Here is a 21,036-nt window from a genome sequence, read left to right as displayed (position 1 = left end):
CGGACGACGGCCTTGAGCTCCGCCTCGATCCCCACGCGGCCTCCATCGGAGCTAGGGTGGCGAATATGGCACGATCACTGGTGATCAAGGTGACCGCCGGGGCGGACGCCCCGGAGCGCTGCAACCAGGCGTTCACGGTCGCTGCCGCCGCGCTCGCGAGCGGCGTACCCGTTTCTCTTTGGCTGACCGGCGAGTCGTCGTGGTTCGCGCTGCCGGGCCGGGCCAAGGATTTCAGCCTGCCGCATGCCGCTCCGCTCGCTGACCTGCTCGAGGCCATCCTGGCGGGCGGCCGGGTGACGCTCTGCACCCAGTGCGCGGCCCGCAGGAACATCACGGTGGACGACGTCATCGACGGTGTCCGCATCGCGGGCGCTCCGGCGTTCGTGGAGGAAGCGGTCGCCGAGGGCGCCCAGGCCCTGGTCTACTGACGACCTCGGACGACCCCTGGACGCAGCAGGACCCGTCCTCGTCGTTGCCCGGTGCAGGCGCCGTCGCGGATGACCGGCTCGCCGTCCAGGAGCACGGTCATCACTCCCGTCAGCTCGGCGGCTGGATCGAGCGGAGTGCCGTCATGCCCGATCGTGGCCGGATCGAACACGACCACGTCAGCAGCGCTTCCGGGGAGCAGCGTCCCCCGGCCGTGCAGGCCGAAGTGGCCGGCCGTGAGTGAGGTCGCCTTCCTGATCGCTTCCGGCCAGGTGAGGAGGTTCAGCTCGCGGACGTAGCGGCCGAGCAGCCGCGGGAAGGTGCCGTAGGTGTGCGGGTCACCGGGCCAGGCCCGGCAGCGCGTTGTCCGAGCCGACGGCGATCAGCGGGCTCGCCATGATCGTGAGCCGGAGCCTCCTCGGTGAAATGCCAACTCCGCTGGACGCCCTCGGCGCCGGCCGAGCCGGGCAGCGCGGACCAGCGTGGAGCCGTCGTTCATGCACTTCCTCCGGTGGTACGCGAGTCGGCATGATGACGACCATCTCCGCTGAGGGATCATCTGGCCTAGATGACGCCGCCACAGCAGAGCAGTCGCTTGCTGTGGGGTGAGCACAACCCACGCCGGCGTCCGGCGAGCTCAGGAGCTAGGCTCCCTCCTCCTGGGGCAGGGTCTTTCCGGTTTCCAGCAGCGTCTTGAGGCTGGACACGATCGCCGGCCGGCCCTCGCTGCAACTCGCCAACGGCGCGAGTGAAGTAGCCGAACAGGACCTACGCTGCTCCGGGCAGGCAGCCTGGCCTTACTGAACCTGGCGGTACATATCGCGGCGATTGCCGACGACCAAGACCCACACAATCAACTGACCATCCTCAACGGTATAGACGACGCGGTAGTCGCCGATCCTGAGTCGCCAGCGGGCACTGTGCCCCTGGAGGGGCTTGATGTCGAACGCCGCGGCATCCCCTGCGTCCATCGCCTTCTGAAGTTCGGCAAGGCGATACAGGATCCGCAGCGCATCCGGGCGCGGAATTTTGAGCATGTCGCGCTGGGCGTGCGGAGTGAACCGCGTGACGTGGCCCATGAGAGTCATTCCTGAGGGGCGCGGAACAAGGCGGCCATCTCTTCGAGCGTGACGGACCTTTCCGTGCCCTCAGACTCGGCTTCATCGGCCAGTTGGTTGAGCCACGCCTCTTCCACGCCTTCCGCAATCTGCCTCAGGCGCTGATATTCTCCGATGTCGATCACGACGGCTTCCTGCTTGCCGCGCCGAGTGATGATCGTCGGGGTCTCCTCCCGGCGAGCGCGGTCGATGACGTCAGCGAGATGACTGCGGACCTCGGCCATGGATTCGATCACCGGCTCACTCATGTCATCAATGTAACAGATGTACATGACGCGCGCCTGCTCGCCCGGCTCGCTGTCCTCTCGTGGCCGGCTCTCGGGCTACCCCAGGTCAATCCCGTCACGGGCGACCGGCGTTATCGGGTGGAGCAGCCTCTTCCAGGCTTGATACGCCCGAACGATCGCCTCACCGACAGACACGCACGCCCAGCTCGGGCCATGGCACACCGTCATGGCCCGAGCCGCGCAGGTCAGTCCTGCAGGACGGTCGCCAGGCGTTCCTGGCGGAGGGCCTCGTAGCGGGAGTCGTCGAGCGGACTCAGCTGCCCGACCCGCCACGACAGCAGCAGATCAGCCAGCGCGGGGTTGCGGGCCAGCGCCGGCCCGTGCAGGTATGTCCCGACCACGTGGCCCGCGTAGCAGCCTTCGAACCCGTCCCCGTTGCCGACGCCCTTGACCGTCCTGGACAGCGGCCTGACGCCGGGACCCAGGTGGGTGACGCCCATGTGGTTCTCAAAACCGGTCAGGGTGGGCAGGCCGAGCGTGGCGTCCACCTCGGCCACCAGCTCGCCCACCGCCCGGGCGGGGCCGCGGGAGCTGGCGATGTCCAGCAGTCCGATCCCGTCCACCGGCTGGCCTTCCTCACCGCCGAACGTGCTGCCCATGATCTGGTAACCGGCGCACACCGCCAGCAGGGCGGCCCCGCCGGCGACGGCGCGGTGGAGGCCGCCGTCCCTGCGCAGGCGCTCGGCGGCCAGGATCTGGGGCCGGTCCTCGCCGCCGCCGATCAGGTAGACGTCGCCGCTCTCCGGCACCGGATCCGCCGACCGTACGTGGATCGTCTCCGTCTCGATCCCCCTGCGCTGTGCCCGCTGCTCCAGGACGAGGACGTTGCCCTGGTCACCGTAGGTGCTCAGCAGGTCAGGGTAGATCCAGACGATGCGCAGGACGCTGTCAGACGGCACGACCGAACTCCGATCGGATCTGCTGGAAGGCGGTGTAATTGGCGATCACGTCCACGCGGCCCGGCGGCTGCATGGCCAGCGCCTCCGTGAACGAGTTGCACAGCGTGAACGGCACGTCCGCCACGTCGAGCCGGAGCGCCAGGTCGAGGCGGCGCTCGCCGGTCACGAAGACGGGACGGCCGCGCAGGATGCGGTAGTCGACGTCCCACAACCACGACGTGTCGCGGCCGTCAGGCCCTTGGGCGTTGACCGAGAGGATGATCGGCAGCTGCGGGTCGGCGACGTCGAACGCCTCCAGCCAGCCTGCCGGGTTCTTCGCGAGCAGGAGCCGGGCGTGGCGGCCTTCGCGCTCGACCGTCGTGTAGCGGCCCGCCACCGAGGTGACCTCGCGGAGCCGGGGCAGCGCGCGCTCCACCGGCACTCCGAACGCCTCCGCGACGGCCAGCGCCATCACCGCGTTGGAGCGGTTGGCCAGGCCGGGGAGCTGGATGTCCAGCAACCACCGCTGCCCGCGCGGGTCGACCGCCACCTCGTCGTCCAGTGCCCACTGCGGCTCGGGCCGGTGGAACGTGCACTCGCGGCAGGCCCAGAAGGCGTCCTTGCGATCGAGCGGGCCGCCGCACTCGGGGCAGCACCAGGAGTCTTCCTTCCACCGCTGCCCGCCGGCGACCCACGTGACCTTGGCGGCCGTGGAGGCGCCCCAGGTGACGAGCGGGTCGTCGCAGTTGGCGATGACGTGGGTGGGCTTGCCCGACAGCGCCCTGCGCCACTTCTGGGCCAGCAGCCAGATCTCGGCTGCGCGGTCCATCTGGTCGCGGCTGAGGTTCATCAGGCAGACGACGCCTGCGCCGGTCGTGTCGAGGACCTCGGGCAGGTATTTCTCGTCCACCTCCAGGACGCCGTAGGGAGCGGCCTTGTGCTGGGCGAGCGCAGAGACGTGGCCGGCCGGCATGTTGGCGCCGAACGCGTTGGTGGCCACCTCGCCGAGCTCGAGCAGCGCCGAGGTGATCAGCCTGGTGGTGGTGGTCTTGCCGTTGGTGGCGCTGACCAGGGCCAGCCTGCGGTCGCGCGCCAGCTTGCGCAGGAGGTCCGGCTCGAGCAGCAGGCCGACCCGCCCGCCGATCACCGATCCGTCGCCGCGCCCGGTCATCCTGGACAGCGTGGCGGCGCTGCGGCCCAGGGCGCTGGCGAGCTGAGCCCGCAGAGGAAGCTGGGTCATGACCAAGGATCCTAGTCGGCGTTGGCCACAACTCTGGAGACGCGCGCGTAAACGCGATCCCGTTTGGCGCCCCGCGCCGGGCGCTCGACGGTTGGCGCCTGTCGAGGGCTGAGGTCCTTTGGGGAGAGAGGGAGGGGACGGAGGGGGAGGCGATCCCGGGCATGTCGGCCGCGGGCCCGTGGTGGTGGGGCTCGGCCAGGGATGACCCGCCGCGCAGGTGCGGCCGCGGGCGCCATCCGCCGCGCAGGTGCGGCCGGGACGGAAGATCCACCGCCGCGCAGGTGCGGCCGGGACGGAAGACCCACCGCCGCGCGGGTGCGGGCGAGGACGGGTTACGGCAGCGTCGGGGAGTGGTCGGCGAAGGTGATCTCTGGGGCGCCGCCGTGGTCGAACGGCAGGACGAAGCGGCGCGGCCAGGACAGGACGCCCTCCAGCCACCCGGCCCCCATGGTCTGCCCCACGTGCCGGATCCGGGCCGACGACTCGATGCCGATCGCGACGGTCGTGATGTCCCGCTGCACGCCTTCGTTCTCGTCGTCCCCCAAGATGACCCGCCACGCCAGCTCCCGGTTGCGGTCCACCTCCATCGACAGCGGGTGGTGCCGCAGCGCCTTGGCCCGGTGGCCGAGCAGCTCCGTGTGCACCCGGTCCCCCGCGGCGGCGCCGTTGCCGTTGGGTGAGTGGAAGAGCGCGTACTCCATGGGCGGGGCCGGGTCGCGCAGGTTCGGGGCGGGCCGGCCGTACGGGAAGAGCCTGTCCACCTCGTGCAGCCACCGCACCTGGGGAATGACCCACGACGGCCCGGGATGGTCGCCTCCGCCATCGAGGCCGGCGAGCAGGCGTGCGGCCGTCTCCGCGGCCTTCTCGGTGAGCAGCGCGGGGTCGAACCAGCTACGCAGCGACCAGGCGCGGCGCTGCACCGCGCGTTCGATCAGGGTGGCGAGGAGGCATTCGCGCCGCCGCGCCGGCAGGTCGGACCAGGCGGCGGACAAGGCACGCGGCACGCCGGGGAGCGGGCGGTTGCTGACGTAGGCGAGGACGACGGTGTCGCACCAGATGCGCAGCCAGGCCCAGTCCGGGGCGTCGGCGAGCACGTCCGCCTCCCGAAGCTCCACGAGCGTGCACGCCTGCCCAGTGCGGCATTGCGCGCCGCACGCCGCCGACCGGCGGCCCCGGATGGGCGGCGGCGGCCCGGGAAGGGCCTTCTCCCTGGACTCGCCGAGCGGTACGCGGACCCGCAGCGGCCGGTCCATCCCATCCGCGAAGACCGCGGCCGAGCCGGGCTGGAGCGAGACCACGTGCCGGGATTGCTCGTCGCTCAGGTTCATGGCGGCGCCGACAAGCCGCCTGTCGTCCTCGGCGGGCAGCCGGTGCACGACCTTGAGTGCGGTGTTCTTGACCACGTCGGAGACGAGCTTGGTGGGGATCTGCTCGGCCACGACGATGCCCTCCCCGTACGCCCTGATCTCCGCGAGCAGCCCGGCCAGCAGCTCCACGGCGTGCGTGGAGGCTCGCCCCTGACCGCGGTCGCGCAGCAGCCGGTGGGCCTCCTCGATCACGATGACGTGGCGCAGCTCGTGGGACTTCTCCGTACGCGCCCGCATCCGCAGGTGCTCGACGATGCGGATGATCAGCGTGCCCATGAGGAAGGCCTTGTCCTCGTCGTTGGCCACGTCCTCGATGGCCAGCACGACGTCGCGTTCGAGCAGCCCGCCGATGTCGGCGGGGTGGCCGCCCTCGAAGAAGCGCCCGGCCGAGCCGACTCTCAAGGACCGGAGCCGGAGCGAGATGAAGCCCTCGACGTCGGCCTGGACCTCGCGGCCGTACCCGATCTCCTTGATCACGTCCATGGCGTGCTGCTGGAGCTGTTCGAGGGTGGGGACACTGGGCGGGACGTTGGAGCCGGGGACCGCGCCCCCGGTGACGACGTCCCAGCCGGTGGCCTCGTAGACGCGCTGCAGGGCCAGCGACATGATCTGCGGGAAGGGCTCCTCGGCGTCGAAGGCGGCCATGAACAGCGCCCTGACCATGTCGATGTGGGCCTGGACCGGATAGCCGGGCTCGGGTTCGAGCGGGTTGATGCTGAACGGCACGCCGTCGGGCGCGGACGGATTGATCACGGTGACCGGTTCGTCGACGCGGCCGGCCATGGCGGCGTACTCGGACTTGGCCGGCTCGATGGCCAGCCACGGGATGCGTGCCCTGCTGAGCTGCTCCAGCAGGTGCCGGACCGTCTGCGACTTGCCCGAGCCGGTCGCCCCCGTCACGAACGCGTGCCTGTTGAGCGTGGCCAGCGGCACCCGGAACGTCCCGACGCCCCGGTCCTGCCCGTCGAGGATCTCCCCCAGCTCCAGCTCGCCGCCGTCGGCCTCGGAGGTCACGTCGAAGAAGCCCCAGTCGAGCACGCGTACGCCGGGCACCTCCCGCCGGGGCAGCCCGGCCAGCGCGGCAAGCGCTCCCGCGGTGGCGGCGAACGGGGCGGCGGCGCCGTCGGCGGGGTCCTGCATGGTGATCGCGAGGGCCTCCGACAGTGCGTAGACCGCGCGGTGCGAGCTACGCAGCCGGTACGGGTGGTGGCTCATCTCGACCGACCCGACCAGCACGGGCGCGATCTGCCGCAGCTCGTCGGCGGTGGCCCCGCCGGCCAGCACGCGCACGTTCCAGAGCCCGGCCTCCCTGAACGCGTCCAGCTCCTGCATGCGCCGCTCGGCCCGCTCGGCGTCGAAGCGGGAGCGCTCGGAGGCGTCACCGTACTGCCTGAGCACGTTGAGCTGGGTACGCAGGTGCGCCACCTCGGCGTCCAGCAGGTCCGTCGGCTCGGCCACCACCAGCCACGCGAACGGCCGGGACATGAGCGTGACCAGCGTCGACTCGAAGAGGGTCGGCCGCGTCAGCTCGTCGGGGTCGCCCTTCTCCCTGCTGCCCAGCGGCGGTGCCTGCCGCCCCGGACACGGCGTCCACACCAGGTCCGCGAGGTCCGCCAGGTATTCGTCCGACAGCTGCACCCCCCGGGCCCCGCCGGGGAACAGCAACGGCTGCGGCCCCCGCGGGTTTCCTGGCGTGTCGGTGGCCCGGCGCGGCTGACGTGGCGGCGACAGCGGGCCCGCGTTGGTGATGAGTTCGAGCGGCGCCCCGGAACCCCGCGACAGCCACCCGATGACGAACGGCCGGTCGCGCTGCGCCGCCGACAACACGGCGGGCAGCACGGTGACGAAATCCCATTCCGCCGACGAGCTTCGCGAAGGCGCGGCGATGGATTGGATCCGATACCAGGGCCCAGTCAGCGAGACGCTCGGCTGCATTCTTCAATCCCCCATAGACGGTTTCTTTGTCAAACTCCGCCAACCGTCAGCTCGGCACCTTGACATTGACCATCTCATTGCCTGCCCTTTCGCCAGTCCAGGCGTGGCGGTGGTGGCCCGAGGTTCGGCGGCGGCTCCCCGTCGCCGTCCTGCGCCTGGGAATCGAGCGCCAGCACGGCCTCGCGTACGTCCTCGAGCTCGCCCAGCGTCGTCTTGGGGAAGGTGAGGATGGCGGGGTTGGCGTCCGCGAGGCGGACGCGCCTGCCCTGGGCCGTCGCGTCCGTGACGATCACCGAGGTCGTGGGCAGTTGCTGGAGCTGGTGCGGCTCGACGAGGAACTCGCGCGAACGCTGCAGCACCCGCTCCTTCTCCGCGATCTTGTCGGCGCTCCTGCCCCACTCGGTGGACTCGGTGATGTCCTCGGCGAGGTCGGCGTTGCCCTCCTCGCGCTCCTCTCTGGCGTCGTCCACCTGCGAGATCGTCGAGGTGTAACCGCCGTCGAGGCCCGGCAGCGAGTCGCTGATCGTCTCGGTGAGCTGGGCCAGCTCCAGCCGGTGTTCGGTCCCGACGTGCTCGCTGGCGACCCGCGCGTCCTCGGCGTTGCCCAGCCGCATGAACGCCACCGCCGCGTGCCCGCGGCCGAGCCGCTCCCGCACGGTGGGGGTGAGCGACCGATAAGTCAGGACAAGTCCGGTACGCGAGGTCTCGCAGGCATCCATCAGCCGATCGAGCACGTCACCCCTGAGCTTGTCCGCGCCCGCCACGATGATCGTGTGGTACCAGGGCCGGTCGGAGGCCGGTGACTGGCGCAGGATGTGGGTGAGCGCGGTGGCCACGTACGTGCCGAGCACGCGGTTGCCGAACACGCCCGCCTGCCGGTCCATGCTCACCACCCGGAGCCGGGCGGGCGGCAGGCGTACGGCCTCCGTGCCGAGCGTCTCCAGCTTGCGCAGCTGGGACTCCAGCGCCCAGGCGCGCTCGATCACCACCCGGTCGCTCACCCCGCGCCCGAACAACGTCCCGATACGCTCGAGCTGGGTCGCGGTGATCAGCCCGAACCGCAGGTCGTCCCGCGGGTCGCCCACCTGCGCCAGCGCCCGCAGCGCGGCCGTGACCTGGCTGATCGTGGCGTTGTCCCCGAGCACCTCCAGCACCCGCTCCAGGATGGCGTTGTCGAAGCTGAGGTCGCGGGTCGTGCGGTGCTCCTCGCTGACGCTCACCACGTGCGCCAGCACATCCGCGAACGCCTCCGGCTTCAGCGTGGCGCCCAGGTCGAGCCGGGGTAAGTCGACCGGCAGCACCCAGACCAGCGGATCGTCGCCACCCTTGCGGGCCAGCTCGATCAGGTCCTTCGCGATCGCCCCCTCGGACAGGTCAAGCACGGTCAGGTGCCCGCCGCTGTAGAGCCGCGTGGCCCCGATCAGGGTGACCAGCGCCGACCAACCGGGCAACGTGCCGCCGGCCACGTCGATGCGGTCGATCTCGTGCGGTACGGCCACCGCGTACCACGTGAGCTGCTTGTCGTAGCGCTCCTTGGACTCCTGCCATTCGCGGTACCGCTTGGCATGATCCTCCTGGGCGCGGAACAGCTCTTTGTCACGTTCCTGCTGCTGGCGCTGATCCCTGGCCTGCTGCTCCAGGACCCGGTACTTGACCGCCCGATCGCCCTGCAGCAGCGCATAGCTGCAGATACCCGCCACCCCGCCGGCCGCGGCCAGCGCGACGAGCGCGAACGGCCAGGCGAGGTAGCCGGCGACGGCCACGGCCAGGATGAGCACGCTCAGGACCAGCATGAACAGCCGGAACATGCGCACCGGCCGGTTGAGAAGATCCTCCTGGAGCCGCTCGCGGCGCATCAGCTCGATCTCGGCGGGGTCGGGCCCGGCGGGGGGCGGGTTCTCGGCCGGCGAGGGGCGTTTCGGCGGAGGTCCCGGGTCGGCGTGCAGCAGGATGTACTGCCAGCCCAGGTAGATGCGGTCCGCCTGCAGCTGGGCATGATCGGGATGCACGTCCGCCACGTGACCCTCCGGCCGCGATATGTCGTTAGGTGTAGGGGCCAGCCTTTTCCGCTCCGTGACAGCGTATGAGCTTCAAGCCCCGAAGCGGCAGGGTTCTCCGCAATTTCGACCAGTCCGATGGGAGCATTGCGGCAGATGGGACAAGCGATACCTACTACCATCCTTTGCCATGACGGAACCCTCCGGCGGCAGCACTGACAAGCCACGACGCCCGGTAGTGGTGCCCGCAGCCGCTCTGGTGGCGCTCACGGCCGTCGGCATCACCGCTCTCCTGGGTGGTCTCAACGAACGACCCGATCCCCCGCCGAAAACGCTCAAGCCAGGGCAGACGCTTGATCAGGGGCAGTTCGACACTCAGGTCGTGGAGTCGAAGTTCGTCGTGGAGAAGGCGGAGAACCAGTTCGCCGAGGACAAGCGCTACGTCGACGTGGTGTTCAAAGTGACGAACAAGACCGACCAGACCGTCAGCGTGGGCAGCCCGCCCCACGACAAAGGCAAAGGCTTCAACTTCGGCAGCACGCTGCTGAAGATGACACCGCAGATCAAGACCAAGTTCGGCCCCGACATGTTCGTCCTGTCCAAGGGCGCCACCTCCAGGCAGTTGCACCCCGGCGTACAGTCCATGGTGGTCGCCCGCTACGAACTCGACGCGGCCGCGCAGCCTCCGAAGCAGGTGAGTTACGACATAGGCGCCATGGAGCACTTGGAGAACCCGCTCACCGGCCTCAGCAACTGGTTCCTGGTCAGCGAGCCGGAACCGCTCACCAACGCGTTGAAGGACAAGGTGGTCGCAAAGATCACCCTGCCCGTCGAGTCGCAGGGGGCGTGATGACGGCCACCCAGCAGCGCGCCGCAGCCCCGCGCCGCAGCCACAACCGCAGGCAGACCGCTCGCCGTAGCGGCGCGGGATCACGTGTGCTGCACGTCGTCGCGGGCCTGGTCCTGGCCGCCGGGGCGGTGGCCGTCCAGTCGCTGGCGCTGTCGGCTGATGACATGGGCATGCCGCTCACCTACACCGGCGCCAAGGGCCAGGACGTGGACGCGGGGCGTTTCTCCGTTCGCGTGCAGAAGGTCTCCTCGGCCAAGGCGATCAAGGTCCAGAACAAGAACGTCCCTACCGAGCAGGTGTTCCTGGTGGTGGAGGCCGCGGCCACCGTGCCCGCCGAACCCGTGCACCTGGGCATGCCGAACCTGCTCGCGGCCGACGGCAAGGTCTACGCCGCGAGCGACAAGATCGACAAGACCAAGACGCTGGCCCACCCGTGGATCCAGCCGGGCTGGTGGACCACGGGCCGATTCGTGTTCGAAGTGCCGGCCTCGGCTCTGCCGGGCGCGCAGGCCGTGTTCCAGCTCCCGGTCTCCGGCCTCTACAGCGAGCCGCTGCCTCCGGAGGCGCAGATCGACCTCGGCATCGACGACGCCACCGCCAAACAGCTCACCACCGCGCCCGCAGCCGTCTTCGACCTGGACGAGAAGAAGAAGTAAGGCCATGACCAGGAACGACCCGAGCCGCGACTGGTTCGCCCCACCTCCCGGCCAGCCTGACCAACCGCCCGAGCCCGACCAGCCACCGCAGCCCGGCGAGCCGCGCCCGTCCGACCGGGCGGCCCACTCCGGGCAGCCACCCCACCCTGGCCGGCAGAGCCAGCAGCCACAGCCGGGGTACGGCCGGCCGACGCCGCCTGGGCAACAACCGCCGCCATACGGCCGGCCTCCTCACACGGGGCCGCAGCACGACCAAGGACATCCGCCCCAGCATGGCCAGGGCCCGCAACCTGGGCAACCCCCGCAGTACGGGCAGCCCTCGCCGTACAACCAGCCACCGCAGTACGGGCCCCCGCAGCACGGCCGCCCCCCGCAGCAGGGGCAGCCGCCACAGCACAGGCAATCCCCCCAGCATGGCCAGCCCCCGCAGCACGGCCAGCCGCCACAGTACGGGCCCCCGCAGCATGGGCGGCCCGCACACCAGCAGCAGCGCCACGGCCAGCAGCGGCAGCCACCGCCTCCCGTCCCGATGATGCAGCCGCGCCGCGGCGCGGATGCCTTCCCGGACCAGCAGGTGTGGCCCCCCGCATCGCAGTCCGAGCCCATCGGCGGCGCCACACAGCCCTTGCCCGTCATCCCCGGCGGACCGGCGCATCCACCCACCATTCCCAGCGGACAGGCGCACCCGTCCACCATCCCCGGCGGGCAGACGCACCCATCCATCGCCCCTGGCGGAGCCGAGCCCCCACGTCAGCCCTCCCCCGCCGGCACGCCGCCGCAGCCGCCGGAGACCCCCTCTCCGGCCGCGCAGGGGCCCACTCCACGCAAGCCGCGCACCCTGCTCCTCGGCGTGAGCGCACTCGTGGCGTTCGTTCTGGCCATGGCCATCCCGACCGGCGACCAGTACCTCTTCTACAAGAGCGGGCAGCCCGACGACGTCGTGCACGAGGTCCCCAAGGGGCAGGAGAAGGCGTTCGAGCACGTGTCATGGAAGACGTCGATCGAGCCCATGGTGCCCGCGCCGAGCAACACCACCCCCGACAAGCAGTGGCTCAAGATCACCATCACCCGGAAGGCCCTCGACGACACCGGCAAGGTGCTCACCGCCAAGCCGGAGCTCTTCCTGCGGGACAAGCAGGAGCGCACCTGGCAGGTGGAGGTCATGGAGGACAACACTCCGGTGGGCGAGGACGGCGTGGTCGGCAGGCCGTACTCGTACATTGCCGGGGCGGTCGTGCCCAAGGCGGTGGCCGACGAGGTGGAGTTGCACCTGAGGCCGAACACCACCTACCGTTCCGACACCCCGACGGAGAAACTCCTGGAGATCAAGCCGGAGGAAGAGGAGAAGACCAAGCACAAGGACGTGCTGGTGTTCAAGCGGTGATGTCCTCGCCCTGCAGCCGCGCCCGGGTGGCCGCGATGTCGAACGTCGCGGCCAGCACGGAGTAGGCCAGGACCGTCACCAGCAAGTCCTTGACGAACTCGACCGGCCGGCTGACCACGAGCCACATGTACGGCACGTCGGAGCCGATGAGCGTGTTGACCACCCGCTCCAGGTAGTCCGCGCCCACGTGCAGCCCGACGTACAGCAGGCACATCAACCCGAACAGCGTGATGCCGCCCTTGACGGTGATCCTGAAGGCGTTGACCACGGGCACCCAGCGGTCACGGAAACCGCCGATGAACCGGTCCGTGGCCCGCTGGGTGAGGTCGTGGCTGCCCTCCAGCCGGTCCATGCCCCGCTCCAGCCGGGTGCCGCGCAGCGCCCTGCGGGTGTCGTCGACCGTGCCGCCGAAGACCAGCACCGCGATCGCCAGCCAGGTGAGCGGCACGGCAAGCGCGTCGATGACGTGCGGCCAGGTGTCACCCGCCCATTTCCAGAAGGCCTCCCAGCCGGGCACGTTCTCCTTGGCGTGCTCCCACGCCTCGCTCGCGCCTCCCACGACCGCCCGATGCGAGGCCCAGTCCTCGCGTGCCTTGGTGAAGGTGAAGATGGCGTTCAGGCCGCAGAACACGAAGGCGAACTCCGAGAACGCGGCCGCGATGCCGGAGAACCTGCCCTTGCTCTTCTCGACGAGGTGGGCGAAGAGCATGCGCATGCCGAAGGTCACGACCATGGCGCCGATCGAGACCCGCCAGTCCAGGCCGACCAGCCCCATCCCGTACGTGACCTCTTCTTCGGTCCCGTTGGCCACGTTGTTGAAGATCGGCGTGTAGAAGTTGTCGTCCAGGTTGTGGAACAGGTCCATCCACTGGAAGTCGGAAGCGTCCTTGATGTAGAGCTCCCAGGCCAGGTAGATCAGCGCGAAGGCAGGACCCACCCGGTTGAGCGACACCCAGAACGGCTCGTCCTCCTGTCCGTCCGCCCTACGCGCCTGGGTCTCCCGGAGCACCCGGCGCAGCGAAAGGAACATGCCCGTGATGACGGTCATGGAGATGAGGATCACCACGGTCATCAACACCAGGGTCACGACCAGGCGAACCTGTCGGAGGCTCCCGTGCGAGATCTCCGTGGCCGCATAGAGGATCGCCCAGCGAGACAGCTCGCCCGCGGAGAACCACAGGATCAGCGGCAGCGCGGCTTTCCCTGCCAGGCGTAGCGCGTGCAGGGGCAGCGAGTACGGCGACGGCAGCCGCTGAGCCGGCGTAGGCCCAGGTTGGGGCGGCGCCATCACACCTGTCGAACCGGACATCTGTGGAATCGTATCGGTCTGTCTCTTACGTCGCAGCCGCAACCCGAGAAAGCGCCATCGCCGCCCCCCACATCCCTGAGCAGTGACAAAAGAATTATCCGGCGGCGAATGCCCGCGACGCGGCGCGTCCTCTGTTGCACCATGACGGGTATGGAGCCGCTGCCCGCATTCGACGCCGACCCGCGCGCGGTGGGAGACCGATTACGGCGGCTACGGCAGGAGCGCGGGGTCTCGCTGTCCGAGCTCGCCAAACGCGCCGGCATCGGCAAGGCCACTCTGTCCGGGGTCGAGATGGGCACGCACAGCCCGACCCTGGAGACGCTCTGGGCGATCACGGCGCAGCTCGGCGTGCCGATCGGGGCCATATTCGACCCGCCGCCCGAGCCGCAGATCATGCGCGGCACGGCGATGGAGGCCGAGTTGCTCGAGGTGTTCGAGGATGACCGGGTCACGTACGAGCTCTATCGGGTACGCGTCCCGCCCGGCATCACGCAGACCTCGCCCCCGCACCACGAGGGCGTGACCGAGCACGTCACGGTCTTCAGCGGCACGCTGAGCGCCGGCCCGATCAAGGAGCCGCTGACGGCCGGGCCGGGGGATCACATCTCGTGGCGCTCGGACGTGCCGCACGGCTACCGCGCGCACGGCCCCGACATCGTCCGCGCCACGCTCCTCATGCGTTACCCCGCCACGCCCTTAGCCCGTCCGCCTGACGCCTGTCCCGCCACCCCCTGAGCCGGCCGGCAGGTGCGGCAGGGCCGGTAGCCGGCGCCGGTGGCCTGGGCGAGGGTGCGGAAGCCGTGCCGGTGCGCGGGCGTGATGCGCCTGGCGTTGTGGCACGTCGGGAAGCAGACGACGCCCGTGGTGTCGCTGGCCAGGTAGAACACGCGCTCCCCGGCCAGGCGCCGCAGCCGCTCCAGGTCGACGCCCTCGGCGAGCAGCAGCCGTTCCTTGGCCGCCGCGCCGAACACGTAGTCGCCTGCCGCACCGTCCGACCTGGTGACCCGGTGGCATGGGAGCAGCAGCGGCACCGGGTTGTTCGCCAGCGCCGTGCCCACCGCGCGCACGGCCCTGGGCCGGCCGATTCGGGCGGCGATCCACGCGTAGGGGCGTACCTCACCGCGGGGGATCGTGCGCGCGGCCTCCAGCACGTCGCGCTGGAAGTCGCTCATCCCGCGCAGATCCAGCCGCACCCCGGAGGCCCGGCCGGTACGCAGCGCGGTCAGCAGCCCCGCAGGCGGCCTGCCGGCTGTCAGCAGCGGTCGCCCGAACCGGGCCCTGAACGCCTCGGCGAACCCGTCGCCGGCGTGCACGTACGCCACCCCCTGGTCGGTGAACGCGACCCGCAGCTCCCCGATCGGCCCCGGCACGCTCACCCAGCGGGCGGCGATCCTGTCGAGCAGCCCGTCCGGCGCGTCGGCGGCCAGGGCCCCCAACCCGGCGAGCAAGCGGTCCTCGGTCATCGGGCACCTCCCAGTGCGCGTAGCCGCCGCAATCCCCGCGACACGTGCGACTTGACCGTGCCCTGCGGGATCTTGAGGACGATGGCGATCTCGCTGACCGGCAGGTCGACGACGTGCCTGAGCACCACCGCGGCCCGCTGCTCTTCGGGCAACTGGCTCAGCAGCTCGGCCAGCTCGTCGCCGGTCTCGCGGCGCACCGCCGCCTCCTCGACGTCCTGGCCGGGATCGACGGAGTCCACCGGCTCGTCGCGGAGGTCGGGCGGCGGCTTGCGGGCCTTGGTGCGGGCCCAGTTACGCCAGAGGTTCATCAGGACCGTCATCAGCCACGCCCGCGGCTGGAGCGCGGCGATGCGGTCACGGTCGTAGCCGGCCAGAGCCCGGTACGCCCGCAGGAACGCCTCCGCGGTGAGGTCCTCGGCGCAGGCCCAGCGCCCGCTCAGCCGCAACGCGGTCGAGAAGACGAGGTTGCGGTAGGCGGCGTACATCTCGGCGAACCCCTCGTCGAGGTCGTCGAGCAGCGCCTTGCACACCGGATCGATCTCACTCACATGGGATACAACACCGGCGAGCCAGAATCGGTTGCACGCGAAAGTTCCACGTCCGAAAGACGCGACCACGCGAAAAGGCCCGCGTCCGAAAGACGCGGGCCCTCACGACGCCGGTGGTCAGACGGCGACGGCGAGCTGGGCGACCTCACCCAGCTTGGCCTCCACCTGGACGTCCCTGGTGACGCCGCCGCCCGCGATGATGCGGACGGTCCAGTCGCCGGGAGCGGCGAAGAAGCGGAAGACGCCCTCCTCCGACACCACGACCTCGCCGGTGAACTCGCCGGAGTGGTCCAGCAGCCGGGCATATGCGGTGCCCGCGCCGGTCACCACGCCCTGGATCACGGCCTGGTTGGTCAGATCGATCCCGGCCGGCAGCGCAATCGTCTGCTCCGGCGCTCCGCAACCCTGTGCAGTCGTCATCAGCGGGCCTCCCCCAGCTCGATCGGCACGCCCACGAGCGAGCCGTACTCGGTCCACGAACCGTCGTAGTTCTTCACGTTGTCCTGCTCGAGCAGCTCGTGCAGCACGAACCACGTGTGCGCCGAACGCTCGCCGATGCGGCAGTAGGCGATGGTGTCCTTGCCGAAGTCGACCCCGGCCTCCTGGTAGAGGGTGCGCAGGTCGTCGTCGGACTTGAAGGTCCCGTCGTCGTTGGCCGCCTTGGACCACGGGATGTTGCGGGCGGTCGGCACGTGCCCCGCGCGCTGCGCCTGCTCCTGCGGCAGGTGGGCGGGGGCGAGCAGCTTGCCGGTGAACTCGTCGGGCGAGCGAACGTCCACGAGGTTGAGCTTGCCGATGGCGGAGACCACGTCGTCGCGGAAGGCGCGGATCGCGGTGTCCTGCTCGTTGGCGACGTATTGGGTCTTGGGCCGCTGCGGCACGTCCTTGACCAGCTCGCGGGAGTCCAGCTCCCACTTCTTACGGCCGCCGTCGAGCAGCTTGACGTTCTCGTGGCCGTAGAGCTTGAAGTACCAGTACGCATAGGCGGCGAACCAGTTGTTGTTACCGCCGTAGAGCACGACGGTGTCATCGTTCGAGATGCCGCGGTCGGACAGCAGGGCCTCGAAACCGGTCTTGTCCACGAAGTCGCGGCGGACCGGGTCCTGCAGGTCCTGCCGCCAGTCAACCTTCACGGCGCCACGGATGTGGCCCTTGTCGTAGGCGCTGACGTCCTCGTCGACCTCGACGAGAACGACACCGGGGGTGTCGAGGTTGGCCTCGACCCAGTCAGCGTCCACCAGGGCGGCGGAGCGGCTCATTTGGGTACCTCCATGTTGGCAGCGGGCAGTAGTCGGCGAATGAGCAGGTACATCTCGCAGCCAAGGCAGAATCCGAAGGCTGCGTTGAGGAAAGCGGCGAGGAGAGCCGCGGCCGTGGCCACGAGGGCCAGCGGCATGATCCCGGCGACATATCCGGCCAGGCCCGCGACCGCGAAGACCAGTCCCACCGCCTGCGCGAACCGCGGTGGACGGGCGTCCTCGGTCTCCTTCGGGGCGCTCTTGACGAGCGCCTTGAAGAGCATCGTGTACGGCGAGCGCCCCGCGATTCCGAGCGCGAAGACCACCGCCTGGGCGGCGAGCAGCCAGGCACTCTGGGTCAGCAGGACGGAAACGAGGACCACGGTTGTGATGGCCGCGCCGAAGCGCAGCGCTCTGGGATCGGCACGCATCGTGGGATGCTCCTGAAGGGTCGATTGGGGCGGATCGGATGTCCGCGCGAGATCGTCCTCAGGCAGCGCGACAGAGCGCGGTGGTCACGCGGCAGAAATCAACCGCGCGCCGCTTTGTGAGCAGCTCTGTCGATGGGTTCATGCGCATGACACTACTCGTCGTCTCGTCATCTGTCACATCTCGTCCGATTGATGAGACAACTCGTGAGACAACGTTACTCTCACGAGCCCGGTACGGCCGCCGCGAGCGCCGCCAGCACGTCGGCCTTGCGCGGCTGCCCCGAGGCTCTTTTCACGATGGCGCCCGAGGCGTCGAGCACCAGGACGGTCGGCGTGCGCATGACGTCCAGCCGCCGCACCAGGTCCAGCCGGGACTCGGCGTCGATCTCGACGTGGCTCACCCCCGGCACGAGTTCGCTGACGTCGGCCAGGATCCGCCTGGTCGCCCGGCACGGCTGGCAGAAGGCGGTCGAGAACTGCACCAGCGTCGCCCGCTCCCCCAGCCCGGCCCCGAGGTCCGCGGCGGACAGCCGATCCTGAGAGTCGTCCGCGTCACGCACTCGTCCGTTGCGGCGCAGGAACACCACCCCGATCACCGATCCGAGCGCCAGCGTCGCCAGCGCCACCCACAAACCCGTCACGCATGGTGCAACCACGGGCGGTCGCGGTTTACTTCCCGGTGCCCTTGACTCTGACGAGCACTTTCCCCGTCTGGTCGACGACCTCGAACCTGGCGATGTCCCTCATGGACACTGTGGTCTTGCTCTTGAAGGCAGGCTTGTCCTGGTAGCCCTCGCGGCTGACGACCCAGCTCTCCGTGGCGTCCCGGCGTCCGTCCTTGTCCACGACGACGAGACTGCAGGTGGTGCCGGCCGGCACGCCAGTGACGCGCACGCCGAGCTCCGTGCCGCCACCGCTGAGTGGCCAGGCCATCACGATGGCGTTGTAGCCCTTGGCCGCGTTCTGACCGGTGAACTCGCGTCCGGCGACCGCCTTCTGAGGTGTCGCGGGTCCCCTGCTGGCCGACGCCTTGGGGCTGGCCTCGGCCTTGAGCGCCTGGTCGCTTTCCGTAGCCGCGAAAGGCTGCTCACCCTTCGGCATCGGCGACGGCGTGACCGAGGGCGCCGCCACGGACGACGCCACCTGGGGCTCACTCTCCTGGATGACCGTCCAGACCGTGCCGCCGAGCCCCAGCAGCGCGACGGAGGCCGCGGCCACCAGCAGCAGGCGGCCGCGCCTACTCCGCTTGGCGCGGGCGTTGAGCAGCCGGTCGAGCACCTGGCGCGGGGGGCTGGCCACCAGCTCGACGTCGCGTTCCGACACCTTTCCCAGGAACGAGGACACGCCCTCGAGCTCCAGCAGCTCGGCGCCGCACGCCTCGCAGGTCGCGAGGTGGGTGTCGATCTCCAGCGCCTCGTCAGGGTCGAGTGCACCCAGGGCGTGCGCGCCCAGGGCCAGGCGTACCTCCTCACACGTCATCACGGCGCCAGCCCCCGCTCCTCGAGCGCGAGCTTGAGCGCGCGCAGCGCGTAGTAGGTGCGCGACTTGACCGTCCCCGGCGGAATGCCCAGCGTCGCCGACGCCTCCTTCACCGATCGCCCCCGGTAGTAGACCTCCAACAGCACCTCTCGGTGCTCCGGCCGCAGCGCGGCCAGCGCCTCGGCCACCGCCCACGACTCGACCGCCCGCTCCAGATCGTCCTCGGCGGGCAGGACCGCCAGCGCCTCGTCGCCGGTCTCCGGCGGCCGGGCCTTCTTGGCGCGAGCCTGGTCGACGACGAGGTTGCGGGCCACCGTGAACAGCCACGCGCGGATCGGCCGGCCGGAGAGCGCGTCGGGATGCCGCCAGGCCCGGAGCAGCGTCTCCTGCACGACATCCTCCGCCCGTCCCGAGTCACCGGTCAGTCGCAGCACGTATCCGTAGAGTGGCCCCGCGTGCTCGTCGAAGAGGGTCCTCACGAGTTCCTCGTCGGCGGTGCCCGCTGAGTTCACACCCTCATCACGTACGCCCGGGCGGCCCGGTTCAAGCTCATCCACGAATCGGCACGTCAGACGCTTCGGCCGAGATCTCCAATCCCTCGGCCACACTCTTGACCCCGGTCACCTTCACGTCGAAGGGCAACTCCCCCTTGAACGGGATCGTGTAGGAAACGAACTGCGCGACCTGGGCGGGCAAGCCGTCGATCTTTTCCGCCTGGAGCCTGATGCCCCCGTCGGCCACCTCGACCCGCATCTCCGCGTTGAACTGCACCTTCCTCACCCCAACCGTCACCTCGCCGGATGCCGTGAGCCGCTGCCCGTTGCCGCCGATCTTGACGCCCTCCGGCGCGTACTTGTCGATCGTCGCCCTGGTCAGGGTGCCTGCGATCGTCACGCGACCGGCCCGGGCCGTGGGTCTGTTCTGGAGGACGTCGGCCAGCGGTGCCGTGACGTCGTAGGCCGCTCCCCGCAGGTTCTTCACCGGCACGCCGCCGTACGAGAACGTGCCGAGATTGAACCGTACCTCCGGATAACGCCCGGCGATGGCCTGAGTGAGAAAGGGGATGCCCTCGATCGTCACGGTGGGCGTGCCGGACAGGTCGGCGGCGGCGGCGATCCTATTGGACAGGTCGCGTTCCACTCCGGCCGCGGCGACCCTGTCGACGACGACAAGGAGAATGACCAGCACGATCAAGAAAACGATCAGCTTGCGCATGAGGCTCCCTGTCTGGACGGGGGGCAAGAGCCTATCGACTCATTCCCCGAGAAGACGTGCGATCACCCGCCGGCGAACGGCGGCAGCACCTCCACGGTCGCGCCGTCAGCCAGAACGACCTCGTCATGAGGTCGTTTGCCGACCGGCGAACCGTCCACGAGGAACGAACAACGCCGCACGACGCGTGCCAGGTCTGCACGATTTTGTGTGATTTTCGTCATTAGTTCACCAAGCGTGACTGCTTCGTAGGCTTCCTCGGCCACGCCGGCCGCTTCCTTGGCCGCCGCCCAATACCGCACTTTTCCAGTGGCCATGCCATCCTCACCCTCTACCTCGGTCCATTGTGCGTCGCCCTTAACGAGGTTGTTTCCGAGAACGCGCTGTTCACCTGGTGGACGCGCAATGGACGTGACTTACTCGTGGGATATCCTCACCTACAGGACCTGGGCGACGTAGCCCCCGGGTCCTTGCGCGTTTAGGAGGCCGTAATGAGCAACCTGCTCCTGCTGACCAACGCCCTCGAGCCATCAGCCGAGGTGCTTCCGGCGCTGGGGTTGCTGCTTCACTCGGTCCGGGTCGTTCCGGCGGAGGCATCCGCGCTGATCGACACACCACCGGCCGATGCCGTCCTCGTGGACGCGCGCAAGGAGCTGGTGCAGGCCAAGAGTCTGTGCCGGTTGATCCGCACGACCGGCATCGACTGCCCGTTGCTGGTGATCGTGACCGAGGGCGGTCTGGCCGCGATGACCGCCGAGTGGGGCGCCGACGACGTGCTGCTCGACAGCGCGGGCCCGGCCGAGGTCGAGGCGCGGCTGCGCATGGCGACCGGCCGCATCTCGCAGCTCGCCTCGGAGGACGTGCCCGACGAGATCCGCAGCGGCGACCTGGCCATCGACGAGGCCACCTACACCGCCCGCCTGCGCGGCCGGGTGCTCGACCTGACGTTCAAGGAGTTCGAGCTGCTGAAATACCTCGCCCAGCACCCGGGCAGGGTCTTCACCCGCGCCCAGCTGCTGCAGGAGGTCTGGGGCTACGACTACTTCGGCGGCACCAGGACGGTCGACGTGCACGTGCGGCGCCTGCGCGCCAAGCTCGGCACCGAATACGAGTCGCTGATCGGAACGGTCCGCAACGTCGGTTACCGTTTCGTCCCCGACCGCACCGACACCGCACACGTCTGATCTCTGATCTGGCAGGGTTCGAGCCGATGTGACA

26 protein-coding genes are annotated in these 21,036 nt (G+C 69.8%); 6 read left to right on the top strand and 20 right to left on the bottom strand.

Annotated features, from left to right (window positions below; translation table 11 throughout):
• Window positions 1-65 precede the first annotated feature (65 nt).
• On the top strand, window positions 66-428 hold the full coding sequence (locus EDD27_RS48345) for a DsrE family protein (RefSeq protein ID WP_127939469.1): 363 nt from the start codon (window positions 66-68) through the stop codon (window positions 426-428).
• Here the strand turns inward: EDD27_RS48345 and EDD27_RS48340 are convergent.
• The 7 genes from EDD27_RS48340 to EDD27_RS48310 all read right to left on the bottom strand — a co-directional run bounded on the left by EDD27_RS48340 (window position 422) and on the right by EDD27_RS48310 (window position 9,269).
• Entirely contained in the window at window positions 422-736 is a 315-nt protein-coding gene (locus EDD27_RS48340; RefSeq protein ID WP_127939468.1) for an amidohydrolase family protein, read from the bottom strand. The genes EDD27_RS48345 and EDD27_RS48340 overlap by 7 nt on opposite strands.
• Before the next feature lie 487 nt (window positions 737-1,223).
• Window positions 1,224-1,505, bottom strand: coding sequence for a type II toxin-antitoxin system RelE family toxin (locus tag EDD27_RS48335; RefSeq protein ID WP_127939467.1), 282 nt, complete (start codon window positions 1,503-1,505; stop codon window positions 1,224-1,226).
• A gap of 5 nt (window positions 1,506-1,510) precedes the next feature.
• A complete protein-coding gene (locus EDD27_RS48330) occupies window positions 1,511-1,792 on the bottom strand; it encodes a type II toxin-antitoxin system Phd/YefM family antitoxin (RefSeq protein WP_241564642.1) in 282 nt (93 codons plus the stop codon).
• Between the two features lie 224 nt (window positions 1,793-2,016).
• The gene (locus EDD27_RS48325) at window positions 2,017-2,730 is read right to left on the bottom strand and encodes a type 1 glutamine amidotransferase (protein WP_127939466.1); all 714 of its coding nucleotides are present in this window, start codon (window positions 2,728-2,730) and stop codon (window positions 2,017-2,019) included.
• Window positions 2,720-3,949 (bottom strand): MurT ligase domain-containing protein, encoded by a 1,230-nt coding sequence (locus EDD27_RS48320; protein ID WP_127939465.1) that lies wholly within the window; start codon window positions 3,947-3,949, stop codon window positions 2,720-2,722. The genes EDD27_RS48325 and EDD27_RS48320 overlap by 11 nt, the downstream gene beginning before the upstream one ends.
• Before the next feature lie 332 nt (window positions 3,950-4,281).
• Window positions 4,282-7,251 carry an ATP-binding protein gene (locus EDD27_RS48315; protein WP_127939464.1) on the bottom strand — a complete coding sequence of 990 codons (2,970 nt, stop codon included), beginning with the start codon at window positions 7,249-7,251 and terminating at the stop codon, window positions 4,282-4,284.
• 74 nt (window positions 7,252-7,325) lie between these two features.
• The gene (locus EDD27_RS48310) at window positions 7,326-9,269 is read right to left on the bottom strand and encodes a hypothetical protein (protein WP_127939463.1); all 1,944 of its coding nucleotides are present in this window, start codon (window positions 9,267-9,269) and stop codon (window positions 7,326-7,328) included.
• A 169-nt stretch (window positions 9,270-9,438) separates the two neighbouring features.
• Here EDD27_RS48310 and EDD27_RS48305 point away from each other — a divergent pair, with 169 nt between their 5' ends.
• A complete protein-coding gene (locus EDD27_RS48305; RefSeq protein WP_127939462.1) occupies window positions 9,439-10,098 on the top strand; it encodes a hypothetical protein in 660 nt (219 codons plus the stop codon).
• On the top strand, window positions 10,098-10,754 hold the full coding sequence (locus tag EDD27_RS48300) for a hypothetical protein (RefSeq protein ID WP_127939461.1): 657 nt from the start codon (window positions 10,098-10,100) through the stop codon (window positions 10,752-10,754). The genes EDD27_RS48305 and EDD27_RS48300 overlap by 1 nt, the downstream gene beginning before the upstream one ends.
• Here EDD27_RS48300 and EDD27_RS48295 read toward each other — a convergent pair.
• Window positions 10,705-11,409, bottom strand: coding sequence for a hypothetical protein (locus EDD27_RS48295; protein WP_127939460.1), 705 nt, complete (start codon window positions 11,407-11,409; stop codon window positions 10,705-10,707). The genes EDD27_RS48300 and EDD27_RS48295 overlap by 50 nt on opposite strands.
• 195 nt (window positions 11,410-11,604) lie before the next feature.
• Between EDD27_RS48295 and EDD27_RS48290 the strand changes: the two genes are divergently transcribed.
• Window positions 11,605-12,138, top strand: a complete 534-nt coding sequence (locus EDD27_RS48290) for a hypothetical protein (protein WP_127939459.1) — start codon at window positions 11,605-11,607, stop codon at window positions 12,136-12,138.
• On the opposite strand, the gene EDD27_RS48285 is transcribed toward EDD27_RS48290, so the two are convergent.
• Window positions 12,128-13,447 (bottom strand): hypothetical protein, encoded by a 1,320-nt coding sequence (locus EDD27_RS48285; RefSeq protein WP_127939458.1) that lies wholly within the window; start codon window positions 13,445-13,447, stop codon window positions 12,128-12,130. The genes EDD27_RS48290 and EDD27_RS48285 overlap by 11 nt on opposite strands.
• Window positions 13,448-13,597: 150 nt before the next feature.
• Between EDD27_RS48285 and EDD27_RS48280 the strand changes: the two genes are divergently transcribed.
• Window positions 13,598-14,182, top strand: coding sequence for a helix-turn-helix domain-containing protein (locus tag EDD27_RS48280; protein ID WP_127939457.1), 585 nt, complete (start codon window positions 13,598-13,600; stop codon window positions 14,180-14,182).
• Here EDD27_RS48280 and EDD27_RS48275 read toward each other — a convergent pair.
• The 11 genes from EDD27_RS48275 to EDD27_RS48230 form a co-directional block, all read right to left on the bottom strand.
• Window positions 14,128-14,910, bottom strand: coding sequence for a methylated-DNA--[protein]-cysteine S-methyltransferase (locus tag EDD27_RS48275; protein WP_127939456.1), 783 nt, complete (start codon window positions 14,908-14,910; stop codon window positions 14,128-14,130). The genes EDD27_RS48280 and EDD27_RS48275 overlap by 55 nt on opposite strands.
• Entirely contained in the window at window positions 14,907-15,458 is a 552-nt protein-coding gene (locus EDD27_RS48270; protein WP_241564641.1) for an RNA polymerase sigma factor, read from the bottom strand. The genes EDD27_RS48275 and EDD27_RS48270 overlap by 4 nt, the downstream gene beginning before the upstream one ends.
• Window positions 15,459-15,575: 117 nt before the next feature.
• A complete protein-coding gene (locus EDD27_RS48265) occupies window positions 15,576-15,878 on the bottom strand; it encodes a DUF1416 domain-containing protein (protein WP_127939455.1) in 303 nt (100 codons plus the stop codon).
• Window positions 15,878-16,717 (bottom strand): sulfurtransferase, encoded by an 840-nt coding sequence (locus EDD27_RS48260; protein ID WP_127939454.1) that lies wholly within the window; start codon window positions 16,715-16,717, stop codon window positions 15,878-15,880. Before EDD27_RS48260 ends, EDD27_RS48265 begins: the two co-directional genes overlap by 1 nt.
• Window positions 16,714-17,127 (bottom strand): DUF4395 domain-containing protein, encoded by a 414-nt coding sequence (locus EDD27_RS48255; protein ID WP_127939453.1) that lies wholly within the window; start codon window positions 17,125-17,127, stop codon window positions 16,714-16,716. The genes EDD27_RS48260 and EDD27_RS48255 overlap by 4 nt, the downstream gene beginning before the upstream one ends.
• A 58-nt stretch (window positions 17,128-17,185) precedes the next feature.
• Complete coding sequence (locus EDD27_RS59130; protein WP_421917383.1) at window positions 17,186-17,269, bottom strand: putative leader peptide; 84 nt, start codon at window positions 17,267-17,269, stop codon at window positions 17,186-17,188.
• Window positions 17,270-17,348: 79 nt separating this feature from the next.
• Window positions 17,349-17,768 carry a thioredoxin family protein gene (locus EDD27_RS48250; RefSeq protein ID WP_127939452.1) on the bottom strand — a complete coding sequence of 140 codons (420 nt, stop codon included), beginning with the start codon at window positions 17,766-17,768 and terminating at the stop codon, window positions 17,349-17,351.
• Between the two features lie 28 nt (window positions 17,769-17,796).
• Window positions 17,797-18,606, bottom strand: a complete 810-nt coding sequence (locus tag EDD27_RS48245) for an anti-sigma factor family protein (RefSeq protein WP_241564937.1) — start codon at window positions 18,604-18,606, stop codon at window positions 17,797-17,799.
• A complete protein-coding gene (locus tag EDD27_RS48240) occupies window positions 18,606-19,163 on the bottom strand; it encodes a sigma-70 family RNA polymerase sigma factor (protein ID WP_479680937.1) in 558 nt (185 codons plus the stop codon). Before EDD27_RS48240 ends, EDD27_RS48245 begins: the two co-directional genes overlap by 1 nt.
• Window positions 19,156-19,821 carry an LmeA family phospholipid-binding protein gene (locus tag EDD27_RS48235; RefSeq protein WP_127939450.1) on the bottom strand — a complete coding sequence of 222 codons (666 nt, stop codon included), beginning with the start codon at window positions 19,819-19,821 and terminating at the stop codon, window positions 19,156-19,158. The genes EDD27_RS48240 and EDD27_RS48235 overlap by 8 nt, the downstream gene beginning before the upstream one ends.
• A gap of 62 nt (window positions 19,822-19,883) precedes the next feature.
• On the bottom strand, window positions 19,884-20,135 hold the full coding sequence (locus EDD27_RS48230; protein WP_127939449.1) for a MoaD/ThiS family protein: 252 nt from the start codon (window positions 20,133-20,135) through the stop codon (window positions 19,884-19,886).
• 174 nt (window positions 20,136-20,309) lie between these two features.
• Between EDD27_RS48230 and EDD27_RS48225 the strand changes: the two genes are divergently transcribed.
• Window positions 20,310-21,002 (top strand): response regulator transcription factor, encoded by a 693-nt coding sequence (locus EDD27_RS48225; protein ID WP_127939448.1) that lies wholly within the window; start codon window positions 20,310-20,312, stop codon window positions 21,000-21,002.
• Window positions 21,003-21,036: the final 34 nt, after the last annotated feature.

Origin of the sequence: Nonomuraea polychroma (assembly GCF_004011505.1) — a bacterium.
Lineage (GTDB): Bacteria > Actinomycetota > Actinomycetes > Streptosporangiales > Streptosporangiaceae > Nonomuraea > Nonomuraea polychroma.
The sequence above is the reverse complement of the archived record's forward strand: the minus strand, read 5'-3'. Positions and strand labels throughout refer to the sequence as shown.

Excerpts from the sequence above, each read along its gene's own strand:
- EDD27_RS48345 (WP_127939469.1), top strand. The coding sequence starts at position 66 with ATGGCACGATCACTGGTGATCAAGGTGACCGCCGGGGCGGACGCCCCG.
- EDD27_RS48335 (WP_127939467.1), bottom strand. The coding sequence starts at position 1,505 with ATGGGCCACGTCACGCGGTTCACTCCGCACGCCCAGCGCGACATGCTC.
- EDD27_RS48330 (WP_241564642.1), bottom strand. The coding sequence starts at position 1,792 with ATGAGTGAGCCGGTGATCGAATCCATGGCCGAGGTCCGCAGTCATCTC.
- EDD27_RS48320 (WP_127939465.1), bottom strand. The coding sequence starts at position 3,949 with ATGACCCAGCTTCCTCTGCGGGCTCAGCTCGCCAGCGCCCTGGGCCGC.
- EDD27_RS48315 (WP_127939464.1), bottom strand. The coding sequence starts at position 7,251 with ATGCAGCCGAGCGTCTCGCTGACTGGGCCCTGGTATCGGATCCAATCC.
- EDD27_RS48305 (WP_127939462.1), top strand. The coding sequence starts at position 9,439 with ATGACGGAACCCTCCGGCGGCAGCACTGACAAGCCACGACGCCCGGTA.
- EDD27_RS48300 (WP_127939461.1), top strand. The coding sequence starts at position 10,098 with ATGACGGCCACCCAGCAGCGCGCCGCAGCCCCGCGCCGCAGCCACAAC.
- EDD27_RS48295 (WP_127939460.1), bottom strand. The coding sequence starts at position 11,409 with ATGCGCCGGTCCGCCGGGGATGACGGGCAAGGGCTGTGTGGCGCCGCC.
- EDD27_RS48285 (WP_127939458.1), bottom strand. The coding sequence starts at position 13,447 with ATGTCCGGTTCGACAGGTGTGATGGCGCCGCCCCAACCTGGGCCTACG.
- EDD27_RS48280 (WP_127939457.1), top strand. The coding sequence starts at position 13,598 with ATGGAGCCGCTGCCCGCATTCGACGCCGACCCGCGCGCGGTGGGAGAC.
- EDD27_RS48275 (WP_127939456.1), bottom strand. The coding sequence starts at position 14,910 with ATGACCGAGGACCGCTTGCTCGCCGGGTTGGGGGCCCTGGCCGCCGAC.
- EDD27_RS48265 (WP_127939455.1), bottom strand. The coding sequence starts at position 15,878 with ATGACGACTGCACAGGGTTGCGGAGCGCCGGAGCAGACGATTGCGCTG.
- EDD27_RS48260 (WP_127939454.1), bottom strand. The coding sequence starts at position 16,717 with ATGAGCCGCTCCGCCGCCCTGGTGGACGCTGACTGGGTCGAGGCCAAC.
- EDD27_RS48255 (WP_127939453.1), bottom strand. The coding sequence starts at position 17,127 with ATGCGTGCCGATCCCAGAGCGCTGCGCTTCGGCGCGGCCATCACAACC.
- EDD27_RS59130 (WP_421917383.1), bottom strand. The coding sequence starts at position 17,269 with ATGAACCCATCGACAGAGCTGCTCACAAAGCGGCGCGCGGTTGATTTC.
- EDD27_RS48245 (WP_241564937.1), bottom strand. The coding sequence starts at position 18,606 with ATGACGTGTGAGGAGGTACGCCTGGCCCTGGGCGCGCACGCCCTGGGT.
- EDD27_RS48235 (WP_127939450.1), bottom strand. The coding sequence starts at position 19,821 with ATGCGCAAGCTGATCGTTTTCTTGATCGTGCTGGTCATTCTCCTTGTC.
- EDD27_RS48230 (WP_127939449.1), bottom strand. The coding sequence starts at position 20,135 with ATGGCCACTGGAAAAGTGCGGTATTGGGCGGCGGCCAAGGAAGCGGCC.
- EDD27_RS48225 (WP_127939448.1), top strand. The coding sequence starts at position 20,310 with ATGAGCAACCTGCTCCTGCTGACCAACGCCCTCGAGCCATCAGCCGAG.